This is a genomic window from Niallia sp. WK069_GA_01 (genome assembly GCF_983173855.1).
Genome location: NZ_OZ470138.1, coordinates 2,283,746 through 2,298,900, shown reverse-complemented (window position 1 = coordinate 2,298,900; position 15,155 = coordinate 2,283,746). Strand labels below are relative to the sequence as shown.

General features: G+C 34.9%; 13 protein-coding genes. All 13 read right to left on the bottom strand.

Annotation, left to right across the window (positions count from 1 at the left end; all coding sequences use genetic code 11):
* Window positions 1–255: 255 nt before the first annotated feature.
* The 13 genes from AC5LWL_RS10970 to mgsA all read right to left on the bottom strand — a co-directional run bounded on the left by AC5LWL_RS10970 (window position 256) and on the right by mgsA (window position 15,150).
* Window positions 256–969: a DnaD domain-containing protein gene (locus tag AC5LWL_RS10970; protein ID WP_493434348.1), complete on the bottom strand. Its 714-nt coding sequence runs from the start codon at window positions 967–969 to the stop codon at window positions 256–258.
* 185 nt (window positions 970–1,154) lie between these two features.
* Complete coding sequence (gene asnS, locus AC5LWL_RS10965; protein WP_493434347.1) at window positions 1,155–2,450, bottom strand: asparagine--tRNA ligase; 1,296 nt, start codon at window positions 2,448–2,450, stop codon at window positions 1,155–1,157.
* A gap of 707 nt (window positions 2,451–3,157) precedes the next feature.
* Window positions 3,158–4,351: a pyridoxal phosphate-dependent aminotransferase gene (locus AC5LWL_RS10960; protein WP_493434346.1), complete on the bottom strand. Its 1,194-nt coding sequence runs from the start codon at window positions 4,349–4,351 to the stop codon at window positions 3,158–3,160.
* Between the two features lie 30 nt (window positions 4,352–4,381).
* Window positions 4,382–4,861 (bottom strand): cell wall elongation regulator TseB-like domain-containing protein, encoded by a 480-nt coding sequence (locus AC5LWL_RS10955; RefSeq protein WP_493434345.1) that lies wholly within the window; start codon window positions 4,859–4,861, stop codon window positions 4,382–4,384.
* 372 nt (window positions 4,862–5,233) lie between these two features.
* Window positions 5,234–8,017 carry an ATP-dependent DNA helicase DinG gene (dinG, locus tag AC5LWL_RS10950; RefSeq protein ID WP_493434344.1) on the bottom strand — a complete coding sequence of 928 codons (2,784 nt, stop codon included), beginning with the start codon at window positions 8,015–8,017 and terminating at the stop codon, window positions 5,234–5,236.
* Between the two features lie 268 nt (window positions 8,018–8,285).
* Window positions 8,286–8,669 (bottom strand): aspartate 1-decarboxylase, encoded by a 384-nt coding sequence (gene panD, locus AC5LWL_RS10945; RefSeq protein WP_493434343.1) that lies wholly within the window; start codon window positions 8,667–8,669, stop codon window positions 8,286–8,288.
* 43 nt (window positions 8,670–8,712) lie between these two features.
* Window positions 8,713–9,576, bottom strand: a complete 864-nt coding sequence (gene panC / locus AC5LWL_RS10940; protein WP_493434342.1) for a pantoate--beta-alanine ligase — start codon at window positions 9,574–9,576, stop codon at window positions 8,713–8,715.
* On the bottom strand, window positions 9,573–10,409 hold the full coding sequence (gene panB / locus AC5LWL_RS10935; RefSeq protein WP_493434341.1) for a 3-methyl-2-oxobutanoate hydroxymethyltransferase: 837 nt from the start codon (window positions 10,407–10,409) through the stop codon (window positions 9,573–9,575). Before panB ends, panC begins: the two co-directional genes overlap by 4 nt.
* A gap of 318 nt (window positions 10,410–10,727) precedes the next feature.
* Window positions 10,728–11,705 carry a biotin--[acetyl-CoA-carboxylase] ligase gene (locus AC5LWL_RS10930; RefSeq protein ID WP_493434340.1) on the bottom strand — a complete coding sequence of 326 codons (978 nt, stop codon included), beginning with the start codon at window positions 11,703–11,705 and terminating at the stop codon, window positions 10,728–10,730.
* Window positions 11,690–12,886 (bottom strand): CCA tRNA nucleotidyltransferase, encoded by a 1,197-nt coding sequence (locus AC5LWL_RS10925; RefSeq protein ID WP_493434339.1) that lies wholly within the window; start codon window positions 12,884–12,886, stop codon window positions 11,690–11,692. The genes AC5LWL_RS10930 and AC5LWL_RS10925 overlap by 16 nt, the downstream gene beginning before the upstream one ends.
* A 2-nt stretch (window positions 12,887–12,888) precedes the next feature.
* Window positions 12,889–14,025 (bottom strand): N-acetyl-alpha-D-glucosaminyl L-malate synthase BshA, encoded by a 1,137-nt coding sequence (bshA, locus tag AC5LWL_RS10920; protein ID WP_493434338.1) that lies wholly within the window; start codon window positions 14,023–14,025, stop codon window positions 12,889–12,891.
* Entirely contained in the window at window positions 14,022–14,759 is a 738-nt protein-coding gene (gene bshB1 / locus AC5LWL_RS10915; RefSeq protein ID WP_493434337.1) for a bacillithiol biosynthesis deacetylase BshB1, read from the bottom strand. The genes bshA and bshB1 overlap by 4 nt, the downstream gene beginning before the upstream one ends.
* Complete coding sequence (gene mgsA / locus AC5LWL_RS10910; protein ID WP_493434336.1) at window positions 14,728–15,150, bottom strand: methylglyoxal synthase; 423 nt, start codon at window positions 15,148–15,150, stop codon at window positions 14,728–14,730. The genes bshB1 and mgsA overlap by 32 nt, the downstream gene beginning before the upstream one ends.
* Window positions 15,151–15,155 lie beyond the last annotated feature (5 nt).

Below are 15,155 nucleotides of genomic sequence, written 5' to 3'. Positions count from 1 at the left end.
TTCACACACGACATTCTCATCATAGTCATCTTTTGCAGCCCCCCGGCCTATCTCTAACCATGTCGTAGGATTTAGGTTCGATTCAGCCGACTTCACCAAGCTTCATACAATCACACATTACCTTGTGAGATTGCATGTTGGAGTATTAGAGTGGATGTTTCAGACTCAACGTGAAGGTCATCATTCCATCCATCGTTATATCAGTTATTGCTACGAAAAGTTCGTAACCCAGACTACTTCGTACATATTGTACTTCTAGTCTAACGTGTCGTCACCAAGCCAATTATAAAAAGGCACAGACTTGCTTGTTGAAGGCTGTTCATTTGATTTACCGCTCGACTGATTTTGTCTGAATTTTTTTCCATAGCTTTTAGCCTGCTGAATCGTTTTCACACCATTTTTCTTCCATTCAAACAAAATACGATCAATATAACGAAAATTTAGTTTTCCAGAAATAACCGCTTCTCTCAAAGCCGCTTTAATAATAACAGCCTCATGTTGATCATCATCCAACCACATACCTAATGTCTCAATTTCAAAAGGAGATAACGGTCTGCCAAATTCCTTCTCAAAACAAGTATATAGATCGCTTTCTTCATTTTTTGTCTGCTGTGCTTCTTCTTTTTTATTTAATAATAAATATAAATCAATTAGCTTATTCCATAAAGGCTCTAATGTGTAATGCTCAAAACGAATGCCCTTTTCATTGTTACCATCTATAATTTCAAGAAATCCTCTTTTGATAAGATTACTTAACATCTCATGACATTCAATTGCATCTATCGTCATAAAAGAAGCAAGTTCCGTAGGCGTCGGAAAATCGTTTCCTTTTTCTACAAAAGAAAAAATATGCAAAAGCAATACTAATTCCTTTTCGTTCAATTTAAGTATTTTATAATGTGCTAAAAGTGTAGTAGGTATACTGATGTTTCCCTCTTGCAGCCACTTTAGCATAATCGTTTTATTCATACAGACACCTCTAATACAGTATAACATGTTGTCCTAATGCTTGTAATATGCAATTATAAGCAATTGTCGGAACACCCAATAACATAAACAAGGGAAAGTCCACTTCTAGTTATCTTGATAGATAGACTAGAAATAACATTTCCCTTTTATTATCATTATTTATAACTAGTTTGTACGATTACTTTTTATGGATATAAACGGTTTAATAATCTTGGGAATGGAATGGTTTCACGAACATGCTCTACTCCACTAATCCAAGCAACCGTTCTTTCTAAACCAAGTCCAAATCCAGAATGTGGAACAGAACCGTATTTTCTTAACTCTAGATACCATTTGTATGTCTCTGGGTCAAGCTTATGTTCATCTAAACGCTTGTTTAACAAATCCATATCATGAATACGCTCGGAACCACCGATAATTTCTCCATAGCCCTCTGGTGCAATTAAGTCTGCACATAAAACAACCTCTTCCCTATTCGGATCTGGTTGCATATAAAATGGCTTAATCTTTGTTGGATAATGAGTAATGAATACAGGTTTATCAAAACTTTCGGCAATAGCCGTTTCATGTGGTGCGCCAAAGTCGTCTCCCCATGTTATATCATTAAATCCTTGCTCATGTAAAAATGTAATAGCATCATCATAACTAATTCTTGGGAATGGTGCTTTTATATTTTCCAGCTTCGAAAGATCTCTGCCTAGTGTATTTAATTCCAATTTACAATTCTTCAATACAGATTGAGCAATATAGCTTACATATTGTTCCTGTACGACTAAATTGTCTTCAAATTCATAAAAGGCCATTTCTGGTTCAATCATCCAAAATTCAATTAAATGACGACGTGTTTTCGATTTTTCTGCACGAAATGTTGGACCAAAAGAAAATACTTTTCCAAGTGCCATTGCAGCAGCTTCCATATAAAGTTGACCACTTTGAGAAAGATAAGCATCTTCATCAAAATATTTTGTTGCAAATAGTTCTGACGTCCCTTCCGGCGCACTTCCAGTAAGAATAGGAGGATCTACCTTAGCAAAACCATTTTCATTGAAAAATTCATATGTTGCTCGAATAATTTCATTTCTAATTTTCATGACAGCGTGTTGACGCTTAGAACGCAACCATAAATGACGATTGTCCATTAAAAACTCTGTACCATGTTCTTTTGGTGTAATTGGGTAATCCACAGATCCATGAATTACTTCTACCGTTTTCACAAGCAGCTCATAACCAAATGGAGATCGTTCATCCTTTTGAACAACACCTGTTACATATACAGAAGATTCTTGTGTCACTGTTTTAGCAGTTTGAAAGATTTCTTCCCCTACTTCACTTTTTACAACGACTCCTTGTACAAAACCTGTACCATCACGAAGCTGTAGAAAAGCAATTTTTCCGCTTGAACGTTTATTTGCAATCCAAGCACCAATCTTTACTTCTTTATCAACATTTTTCGGTAATTCAGCTATAGTTGATTTAATCACAATATACTCCTCCAAAACCAATAAAATCTAATATGTAAACAGAAAAGCGGAAGCGTCTTGTTCAGCCCCGAAGAAAAATGTTCTCCAGACTCAAAAAGTGTTTTTTACTTTTAGAGGCTGGAGGTTATCTTTCACAGGGGCTAGGCGCTGGAGCTAGACAACAGAAAAGCGGAAGCGTCTTGTTCAGCTCTGAAGAAAAATGTTCACATGCCTCAAAAAGTGCTTTTTACTTTTAGAGGCATGGGGTTATTTTTCTTCAGAGCTAGGCGCTGCAGCTAGACAATAAGAAAAGCGGAAGCGTCTTGTTCAGCCCCGAAGAAAAATGTTCTCCTGACTCAAAAAGTGTTTTTACTTTTAGAGGCTGGAGGTTATCTTTCACAGGGGCTAGGCGCTACAGCTAGACAACAGAAAAGCGGAAGCGTCTTGTTTATCGCCGACAGTCTTCAATCTGCCAAGAACTTCTCCTCATTTTTGTAAAAACAAACTTTTGGAAAACAGCATTTATAATAAGACCTCGCTTTAAATACTTTCCTATCAAAATATTATACCCTTCTTTACGGACACAATCAACAGAAGAGGATATACCAATAGTTAATAACTTTTGGCATATCCTCTTGTAATAACAGCTATTTTTTATAACTAAATCACGTTTTCATTCAATTGTACTTTTCGTATAGTTTTTTCTATCTTTTACTTTTGTACAATATTTATTTTACGAGCTTTTTTTCTACAAATTGATGAATTCGTTCCACTGCATTTTCTAAATTTTCCAATGAAGTTGCATAAGATATACGAAGATAATCATCTTCACCAAATCCTGAACCAGGAATTACTGCCACTAATGCTTCCTCTAATAAAGCAGCAGCAAATTCATCTACATTTTTATATCCAGTCCGTTCTGCCGCTTTTTTCGCATTAGGGAACAAATAAAAGGCACCTTTAGGCTTTAAACATGATATCCCTGGTATCTCCGTTAGTTTTTGATGGATAATATCCAGTCTTTGCTGAAATGCCTGATTCATTTCTGCTAAAGCGTCCTGTGGCCCGCTGTACGCTTCTATTGCACCATACTGTGACGGCGTTGTAGGGTTGGATGTGCTATGGCTAGCCAAGTTTGTCATAGCTGTAATAATTTCTTTATTTCCAGCAGCATAGCCAATTCTCCAGCCTGTCATAGAGTGAGATTTTGATACCCCATTAATAACAATAGTAGCTTCTTTTAATTGAGGAGATAAAGTAGCAATCGATACATGCAATGCATCTCCATATACTAGTTTTTCGTATATTTCATCTGAAATAATAAGAATATTATGTGCTAAACAAACCTCACCAATTGCTTTTAATTCTTCTTCTGTATAGATCATGCCTGTCGGGTTGCTTGGTGAATTAATAATAACTGCTTTTGTTTTATTTGTAATGGCTCCCTGTAATTGCTCAGGAGTAATTTTAAATTCATTTTCTTCAAGACCTTTCACATATACAGGAACCCCATCAGCAAGCTTTACTTGTTCTGGGTAGCTTACCCAATACGGAGTAGGAATAATTACTTCATCGCCTTCATCCAATAACACTTGAAACAAAGTGTACAAGCCATGTTTTGCACCATTTGTAACGATGATTTGTGACAGTTCATAATCTAAATCTTGATCTTTTTGAAATTTCTTTACAATTGCTTCTTTTAATGCTGGTAATCCAGCAGATGGCGTATATTTTGTATGACCTTCATTCATGCTTTTTATCGATGCATCAATAATATTTTGTGGTGTATTAAAGTCCGGTTCACCAGCACCTAAACCAATTACATCATATCCTTCTGCTTTTAATGATTTAGCTTTTGCTGTGATAGCTAGCGTTGTAGATGGTGTTAATGCATTCACTCTTTGTGCCAATTGACTATTCATTTGTCTCTCCTCCAACTAAAAACCTTTGAATTATATATTTTCTATATTTAAAAGTAGTTCACCTGTTTCAAAATCCAAATAATAATAATTAGTTAAATTATTATCAGAGTGTGTATTAATTTCCCAAGCAGGAATTCCTTTAATCATGCTTAAGCGAACAGTATTTATTTTTGATGGTGATCTCTTTTCTAATAATGTATTAATGGCCTCTTTTTTTGTCATTCCGTCTTTTTTGTTTTTAACCGTAACGGTATGTTTTTTCTCTTCAATCCATACAATAATATTTTCGTTCTTGTTATTCGTGCCTTCTACTATGTAATAAGTGTTTTTATCTGTTCCATGGACAAGAGAAAACTTATCAACATTTTTTAATTCAGCTTCTTTTTCAGCTATCGTTTCTGCTTTAGCGCTTGCTGCTTTTACTGGTTTTACTGCGTTTAAATAAATATTCACTGTAAATCCGATTATAATAAAGCAAACAATGACAATAATCCAAATCCATTTTTTCATTTTAATCATCACTTCTTTTTATTCAATATATAGGCATTTTTGTTACTTATTAAGTTATAGAGGTTGTTCAAAAAGTCCGGTAAAAATGACACGTCAAATTTCTTCGTTGGATTCACTTTTCCGCTTCTCACGTATCAATACCATACGCTGCGATGCTCAAAGTGAATCCGCCTTGAACTTCTTGGTCCTTTTTATCCTCCTTTTTGAACACGCACTTATACGAGAAAAAGCCTTGAAAAAATCTCGTATTAAAAAATTCTATTGTTGTCCCTGCTTATCAGTTATTATAACAGAACAGAACCATTTTCCCATTGAAAATATTCAAAACAATTAAATTTTTAACACTTCTATCTAGTCATATTTCGTTCCTTATCAAGAAATCCATTTTTTAATAAATTCCACCATTTCTTCCAGTTTAGTTACTTTTACAGGCACAGTAGGAATAGATTGCAGAAATGTATTTCCATAAGAAGTCGTGATGATTCTTCGATCAAAAACTACAATAAAGCCTTTATCTTCTTCTGTCCGAATTAATCGTCCAAATCCCTGCTTAAATCGTAATACTGCCTCTGGTAAACTGTTTTCTAAAAATGGATTGCCGCCATTCCTTTTAATTTGTTCATTTTTCGCTTCCGTAAGCGGTTCATCTGGTGAAGAAAACGGCAAACGAACAATGATTAAACAAGTTAAGTCCTCGCCAGGAATATCAATGCCTTCCCAAAAACTATTTGTTCCTAAAAGGATCGCTTTATCATATCGTTGAAAATTCCTTGTTAATCGCATTCTGCTTCCAGTAGTTATCCCCTGCGCCAATATCGCATAATCTTCTAAACAACCACTTTCTTTCATTAAATCATATGTTTTTCGCAGCATATCATAGGCAGTAAAAAGAATGAGCATTCTTCCGTTTGTTGCTTCAGCAATTCGAATAATATGTTCTGTTACTGACACTATGTAGTCTTCCATTGGAACCGTATTAATTTCCGGCACTCCTTCTGGAATCAACAGCCTCACTTGTTTATCATATTGAAATGGAGAAGGAATTTGTTCTTCCTTATGTTTGCTTTTTTCCAACCCAAGTGATTCTACATAATAATGAAAAGAATTATTTATCGTCATTGTAGCTGAGGTGAAAATAATACTGTTTTTTTGTGAAAAAAAATCTGCTCGCAGTTTATCTGCAACTGAATAAGGCTGAGCATACAAAACCGCATTGTTAGGGTATGTTCTTAAATCTGCTTCAAGCCAGGAAATATTGTCTTCTTCTCGCATAAAAATACTGCGGAGAGACATCGTATAGTCTTCCCATTCCTTTTGGATTGCGATAATTCTTTCAACCAATACCACTTGTTTAGAAGAGAGAATATCATGCTTTTTTTTCAGTTCATTGATTTTTTCTGTGATTGCTCCATTACAATCCTTAAAGAGAAATATTAATCTTTCAGCAACGCTTTTTAGTTGATTCCATTCTTTTGAACCATCATTTTTTAATCGAAAACTCGTTTTTGTACTGGCCATTTTCCGCCCATGTTTTTTCGCATAACGTAAAAGTGTTCGAAAAAATTCTTCTAATTCTACTGATATATCTTGAAATAGCTGATTAAAAAGATGCTTATTTTTTTTATTTTCGCCTTCTAAAAATGATTCTAGTTGATAAAGATATTGTTTTTGTTCATATGTACCAATAGCATTTACGCTAAGTTTAACCGCAACATAAGGAAACTTATATCCAAAATGTTTGATTGCTGCCTTTTCAAAATGATGTCCTTCATCAATAATTGCATATTCGTAGGAAGGAAGGAACTTTTGAGAAGAGGTAATATCCTTTAAAAGAAGAGCATGATTCGTAATAATTAAATTTGCTTTCTGTGCAGCATTTCTCGTTCTTCTATAAAAGTCTTTCGGTGCCCATGCTTTTGAAATAGCTAAAGAGAAATTCCCATCATTTTTTACTCTATCCCAATAATGAATACCACCACTTGAAAGATTTAATTCATCTTTATCACCTGTTGACGTTTCTGTTAACCAAATAAGAATTTGCATTTTTGTTAATACGGTATCATAGTTATCTTCTTGATCATAAAGAGATACTTCGAATTTATCTAAGCTTATATAATGATTTCTTCCTTTTAAAATCGTATAAGAGACAGAAAAAGGCATAATTGTTTCTAGAAGCGGCAAATCTTTTTGCGTTAATTGTTCTTGCAATTGAGTTGTATACGTACTTATAATCAATTGTTTATGATGATTTACCGAATAATAAGCAGAAGCGATTAGATAGGCTAATGATTTACCAACTCCAGTTCCTGCTTCCATTAAACTATGCTGATTCTGTTCAAATGCATGATAAATTGTATCCATCATTTTTATTTGTCCTTGTCTTTTTCTATAAAAAGGAAGAACTTTGGCCATTATCTCATCCATTCGCTCCGCTGAAAAAGGTACAGGTTTACTAGTGGACATTCGTTGTACCTGGTCATTTTTTTGGATTTTTAAAGCTAATCCACGATATATTTCCATATTATCTGGTATGTATTCAACTTTCGTTTGTTTCTTATCTATGATACCTTCTAGCAATAAGTCAGCATCACTTTTTAATGAGCCACTTAATTTTTTTAATTGTTTAATTGTTTGAAGAGGCAAGTTTGTTATTTTCTTTAATAAAATTAGCAGTAATTCTGCTGTTACATATGCATCGCTATCTGCCTGATGTGGTCTTGTATGGTCAATTCCCTCTTGAAGGGCTAGATCTGTTAATTTATAACTATCAGCAGTTGGAAATAAAATTCGGGCGAGTTCCACTGTATCTAATACAGGACCATAAAAAGCTTGATATCCAGCCTGTTCTAATTCTTCTGATAAAAAGGATAAATCAAATAATACATTATGTGCCACAAAATAAGCATCTTTTAATAACAGTATGATTTTGTCTGCTATTTCTTCAAATAATGGAGCCGTTTCAACCATTTCATCATTTATACCAGTTAGCTCTTCTATAAATGGAGATATAGGCTGCAAAGGATTTACCAATGATGAAAATTCTTCCACTATCTTTCCGTTTTCCACAACAACAGCAGCAAATTGAATAATTCTATCCCCTTTTTTCGGAGAATTACCGTTTGTTTCTAAATCAATTACGACATATTTATTCTCCATTACATCCACCTCTTACTTTCAGTCATTCAAAAGGTAACATAAAATTGAAAAAAGGAAAAGATATTACTTTCCTGCTTTTAAAAGTTACATTTATAAGATGATTCCTGAATCTAGCATTATGTTATCTTACCTTCTTTATTATTCCTTCTTTTCAGTCAAATATGGCAAAAGATTATTGCCATATTTAGCGGGAAAGAAAAAAAGCTGAACCTTAGTCATTGTTCACGACGTAAGGTCAGCTTCCTTTATGATCTCGTCATTATGGAAGTTACATTACCGTTTTTTCTGGCTCTTGGTTTAGTAATGTTTTTATTGTATTGTTTTCATCCATTATCGCTACTTTTGGTTTGTGAGCATGAACATCTTCGTCTGCCACTAGGGCATAAGAAATAATAATCACAATATCTCCTTCTTGAACAAGTCTTGCTGCAGCTCCATTCAAACAAACAGTTCCCATTCCACGTTCACCTGGGATAATATATGTTTCCAATCTTGCTCCATTATTATTGTTAACAATTTGGACCTTTTCATTAGCAACCATACCAACTGCGTCTAAAATATCTTCATCAATTGTGATACTTCCGACATAATTTAAATTGGCTTCTGTAACGGTTGCACGATGGATTTTCCCGTTCATCATTGTTCGAAACACAAACTTACCTCCTATTTCCCCGCTTAAAATCATCGTGTTTTATCTATAATTCAAAAATGATATTATCAATTAATCTCGCTTCGTTAAATTGCACAGCAATTGCTACAATTAATGTACCAACAGGTTGAATTATTTTTTGCAAATCAGGATATGTTAAAATTTCCAAATAATCAACCTTTCCCCTCGTTTCTGTTTCTATTTTCTTTATTAAAGTGGAAATAAGTTCTTCAAGTTGATCATTTCCCTTAATTAATTCTTCTCTTGCTAGTGCCAATGTTTGATAAAGGATACCTGCCTCTTGTCTTTCCAGTGTTGAAAGACGGACATTTCTTGAACTTTTGGCTAATCCATCTTCTTCTCGCACTGTTTGAACGGCTATTAATTTCGTTGGAAAATGAAAATCTTTAATTAATCCATCTACTACTGCCACTTGCTGTGCATCTTTTTGTCCAAAATATACTTGATCTGGCTGAACTAAATGAAATAATTTGGTGAGTACAGTAGCAACCCCATCAAAATGTCCCGGGCGAGAACGTCCGCATAATACATCTGTTCTTTTTTGTACCTTGATGGTCACAGAAGGAGATGCAGGATACATTTCTTCTACCGTTGGATAAAAAAGATAATCTACTTGTTCTTCAGCAGCAATCAGTTTATCTTGCTCAAAGTCTCTTGGATAAGAATCTAAATCCTCTGTAGGGCCAAATTGTAATGGATTAACAAAAATACTTAATATAACAATATCGTTATTTGCTCGTGCTTCCTTTAACAATGCTCGATGTCCTTCATGAAGATATCCCATTGTTGGAACAAACCCAATTTTTTTCTGTTCTTTTTTAATCATGGTTGTTAAGGCTTGAAGCTCTTCCGTTTTTGTTATTATATTTGTTTTTGTTAATGTTTTCATTTTTTTCCTCCGTATAGAAGATTCAGTTCTTCTTCCTTCATTGTAAAGCTATGCTTCATTTCGGGAAACTCACTTGTTTTCACTTCTTTTACATATTGTTCCAATGCGGTAGCAATCGATTCATTTACTTGCGCATACTGTTTCACAAATTTCGCCACTCGGTCGACTCCATACGTGATCAAGTCATGATATACAAGTACTTGACCATCTGTATCAACACCAGCTCCAATTCCAATCGTTGGAATATCGAGATTACTGCTTATCTCTTTTGCAATCTGCTTTGGCACACATTCTAATACAACAGCAAATGCACCTGCTTGTTCACATCTTTTAGCATTTTCTAATAAAGCGATTGCTTCTTTATGGTTTTTCCCCTGCACTTTATAGCCGCCTAATACACCAACTGTCTGTGGGGTTAATCCTAAATGAGCCATTACTGGAATGCCTGCTTGTGTTAATAATTTTATTTTATTTATTACATCATCGGCTCCTTCAAGTTTTACGGCGTTTGCACCTGTTTCTTGAATTAGCTTTGTTGCATTAATTAGCGTATCTCTATCGGAAAGATGATAACTCATAAATGGCATATCAATGACAATAAAAGTATCTTTCGCACCACGTTTTACCGCCTTTCCGTGATGAATCATATCGTTCATTGTGACAGGAATTGTGGAATCATATCCAAGTACTACCATACCTAATGAATCCCCAACTAAAATCATATCTACTGCTGCTTTATCCACTTGTTTTGCAGAAGGATAATCATAAGCTGTTATCATAGTAATTTTTTCCTCGTTTTGTTTCATTTTCATAAAATCAGTTGTTGATTTCATTATTTCCTCCTTGTAATGGAAGAGGGTAGTACACAACAAAAGAGGCTATCCCAAACATCTGACCTTTTTACACCTTATGATAGATGGCAGCAAATATTGCCATACTCATATAAAGTGATTAGAAACTTAGTCATATGTCGTTGGGACAGCCTCATTATTTTGATTTTTTTTGTTCTTCCCTCTGTCCTTGTCCTTTTTTGGATCTAGGCAGATACATAAAAAAAATGAATCATTGCTAACGGTGCAGTTCTTTAAGATACTGCCCAACAAAAGCATTATAACAAAACAAAACATTTCTTACTATATAAATTATACAGTCTATGTCAAAATATCAGCAGAATAAATTTGATGGGTAATTCCATTTTCATCTTCTAACAGCAGTACCCCTTCATCTGTAATACCTAGTGCAATTCCATCAATATTTCTAGAGAGTGTTCTTGCGGTAACCTTCTTGCCAATACTCACAGCATAGCTTTCCCATAATAATTTAATCGGATAAAAACCATTCTCCAAATATAAGGAATACAGTTTTTCTATTTGCATAAGGATTGCCTGAATAATATGAGCTCGATTCCACTTTTCTTTTTTTTCAATATAAAGTGACGTGGCAATGGACTGAATTTCTTCTGGGTAATCTTCTAGCTGTTGATTCACATTAATGCCTATTCCAATAATAATAGATTGAATACGATCACTGTCTGCTTGCAGCTCTGTTAAAATTCCAGTTACTTTTTTACCCTCTATTAAAAGATCATTTGGCCATTTGATTTGTGGCTGCAAGCCAGTAACTTCTTCTATCCCTTGCACGACTGCAACTGCTGTTAATAAAGTTAATTGAGGAGCTTGCATCATGGAAATATTTGGTCTTAGCAACAAACTCATCCAAATCCCTTTATATTTAGGTGAATGCCAGCTTCGATCCATTCTGCCCTTGCCCCCGAGCTGTTCTTCTGCGACAACAAGCGTTCCTTCTGCTGCACCTTCTAATGCTAATTTATGTGCAATCTTTTGAGTGGACTCCACTGTTTCTTCATAATGAATATTTCTACCGATACTTTGTGTCTTTAAGCCGAATCGAATTTCATCTGGAATTATTTTTTCGGGCACATTAATAATGCGATACCCCTTTTTACGAACCGCTTCTAATGTAAAACCGTCTTTTCGAAGCTCTTCTATATGTTTCCATATCGCCGTTCTTGAACATCCTAAGACGTCCGCAAGCTCTTGCCCCGATATATATTCTTCTGGTCTACTTGTGAATGCTTCTAGTAGTTTTTTTCTTAAATTAGATGACATGTTTGTAGCCACTCCTTTATTGCTGGCTTTTCGTTTTGCAGTTTTTTTTCTACTACTGCTCGTTCAACAACTTCCAGCACTTCTTTAATCCAAGGACCAGGAGATTTATTACTCCACTCCATAACATCTCTCCCGCCAATGATTAGTTCTTCTCTTCCCTTTATCGGCAGGTTTTCATAACTTTCTTTAATCTTTTGCAACTCTTCCCCTTTTTTCCAAAAGACGCGAACAACATTTTCGGTACTGTATGCAATTGATAAGGTTGCATCGTACAAATCCTTGTCAGACCAAGGGTTTGTTTGTTTTTTATAAACAAAGAATAAAATTTTCTGAATTTGTTTTATTTGCTTAACTGGCAGCTTCCAGGCTCGTAAAAATGCTTCAATAGCACTCTTTTCCTTTGTTTTCAAACACAACAACAATAAAACCCACATCTCAAGTCGATTCAGCTCAGCCGTATTTAAAGATGCCAACCGTTCGAAAGATTCGCCATTGCCTTTCCATGCAGGCATGTTTTCATAAAGCTTCGTGTCCACAATATGTTTGAAAGCAACATTCCTTGCAGGACCATCTAGTAATTTTTCAAATTCTGCTGTTATTCTTTCCACTGCAATCTCTTTTAATAACATACGATTTTTTCGGATGGATTGTTTTGTATGCTTTTCTAACGAAAAACCTAATGTACTGATAAACCGAATCGCCCGCATCATACGGAGGGCATCTTCTTGAAAACGCTCATTTGCATCGCCAACCGTCATGATTTGTTTATTCTTTAAGGCAATTTCTCCATCAAAATAGTCAATGATACTACCGTTTTTATCCATCGCCATTGCATTCATTGTAAAATCTCTACGTTTTAGATCATCGCGTAAATTTCGAATAAAAAGAACTTCAGAAGGGTGGCGATAATCTAAATATTGGGATTCAGTCCGAAAGGTTGTTATTTCATACGATTGATGATGAAACAGTACCATCACCGTTCCATGCTGAATTCCGATATCAATGGTATGATCAAAAATCGTTTTAATCTCTTCTGGTGTAGCAGATGTGGCGATATCAATATCATTTATCTTTTTTCCTAATAAAAAATCACGAACTGAACCACCAACAAAATATGCTTCATATCCTGCTTCCTCTATTTGTTGGATAAGCGGAATTGCCTCTTGAAAAATAGGATCCATCTTTATTCACCAGTCTTCATTAATGTCTCATATATTTGTTCATACTGATTGACAATCAGACCAGCACGAAAATGTTCTTTTACTCGTTGTATAGAGCGAAAAGAAAACTGCTGATGGCGTTCTTCATCATTTAATAAACAAACAGCCTTTTCACCAATCGCCTCTATATCTCCTAACTCACAAATAAAACCTGTCTCACCATCCACTATCACTTCTGGAATTCCGCCAATGTTTGTCCCAATGCATGGTACCCCACAAGCCATCGCTTCTAATGCTACAAGACCAAAACTTTCTTTCTCCGATAATAGCAACATTAGATCACTAATTGAATACAACTCTTCTAAATTCTCTTGTTTTCCTAAAAACAATACTTTATCTCTTATATGTAATTCATCTACCAATTTCATTACATTTCTCATTTCTGGTCCATCCCCTACAAGCAATAATTTGGATGGAATTTTTTTTGAGAGGTAATAAAAAGCTTTAACCACATCTGGAACACGTTTCACACTGCGGAAATTGGATACATGAATGATGATCTTCTCGTTATCTTGTATAGCATACTCCTCACGTAGATGGGTAGATTGTACTTTTTTGTATACGCGCTCATCTATAAAATTATATAATACTTCAATTTTATTATTTGGATGAATTAAATCATAGGTTTGTTGTCTCAATGATTCAGAAACGGCTGTTACGACATCCGATTGTTCTATTCCAAAACGTATACTGTCTGTTAGTGATGGCTCATACCCTAACACAGTAATATCGGTTCCGTGTAAAGTAGTGACGATTTTCACATCTCTTCCGCTCATTTGTTTTGCTAATATTGCACAAACAGCATGCGGAATCGCATAATGCACATGAAGTAAATCAAGCTCTTCTCTTTTAATCACTTCAGCCATTTTGCTGCTTAAAGCAATATCATAAGGTGGATATTGAAAAACTGAATATTGACTGACTTCTACTTGATGATAATAAATATTGTGATACATTTTTTTTAGTCGAAAGGGAAGGCTGGATGAGATAAAATGAATTTCATGTCCTTTTTCTGCCAGCATCTTTCCTAATTCTGTAGCGACAACACCTGAACCCCCAACCGTTGGATAGCATGTAATTCCTATTTTTAATTTTTTCATTGTTTTTCACCTAACAAATCATACACTAATAATGGTTTTTTCTTGATAAATCCTTCCGCAAAAAGTACTCCCGCTTCTTGACCAAAAAGTGTTTCCCGAGCTTGAATACTTTCGATATAGCCATTCACTAACGGTGTATCTACACTTGCTGAAGATTTTATAAATTGACTCTTATAACAGTTTAATGCGTTGATTTTTTGATCCATAAATTCACTTGTATCTATGACAAAATCCGGTTTATGGAAACCGTTGATCATATAATAATAAACATTTTGCACTTTATGCGTTTGTGGGCATTCTCGCATAAAGTTTTTAATGCCTGCTGAAAAAACCGCTTCCTCTACTAATTTTGCACAATTGCCATGATCCGGATGTCGATCAAATAAAAACGGTACGAAAACAAGTTGTGGTTTGTAGAGACGAATCACTTCCACGATTTTTTTTATTGATTCCTCTTGTAAATACAGACCTCTATCTGGAAGATCTAATGTGATTCTTTCTGTGATACCAAGAGCATTGCCTGCTTCAAATGCTTCTTTTTTTCGATTATCAACTGTGCCATTAGAAGAAAGCTCGCTTTTGGTTAAATCACAAATAACAATATTTTTTCCTGCCTTTGTATATTTGGCAATGGTTGCACCCATCCCTATTTCCACATCATCTGCATGTGCACCAAATGCTACTATATCGATTTTCTCTTCATTACTTCTCTTTGAAAATTTTTGTTTTTCCATGTATAACATTTCTCCAGTCTATATCGCCTTGCTCGAGTCCTCTAATTAATACTTCTCCTGTTCCCATATTGGTTGCAAGGGGAACCGAATATACATCACATAAACGTATAAGAGCTGTAACATCCGGCTCATGAGGCTGTGCAGTTAAGGGATCTCGAAAGAAAAAAACCATATCCATATTATTGTTGGCAATTTTCGCTCCAATTTCCTGATCTCCACCAAGAGGACCGGAACAAAAACGATGTATTTCTAATCCGGTTGCTTCCGAAATTTTTAATCCTGTTGTTCCTGTAGCAAATAAGGAGTGTTTGGCAAAAATTGTTTTATACGCAGTTACAAATCTAACTATATCGTCCTTTTTTTTATCGTGGGCAATTAAAGCAATATTCATATTTG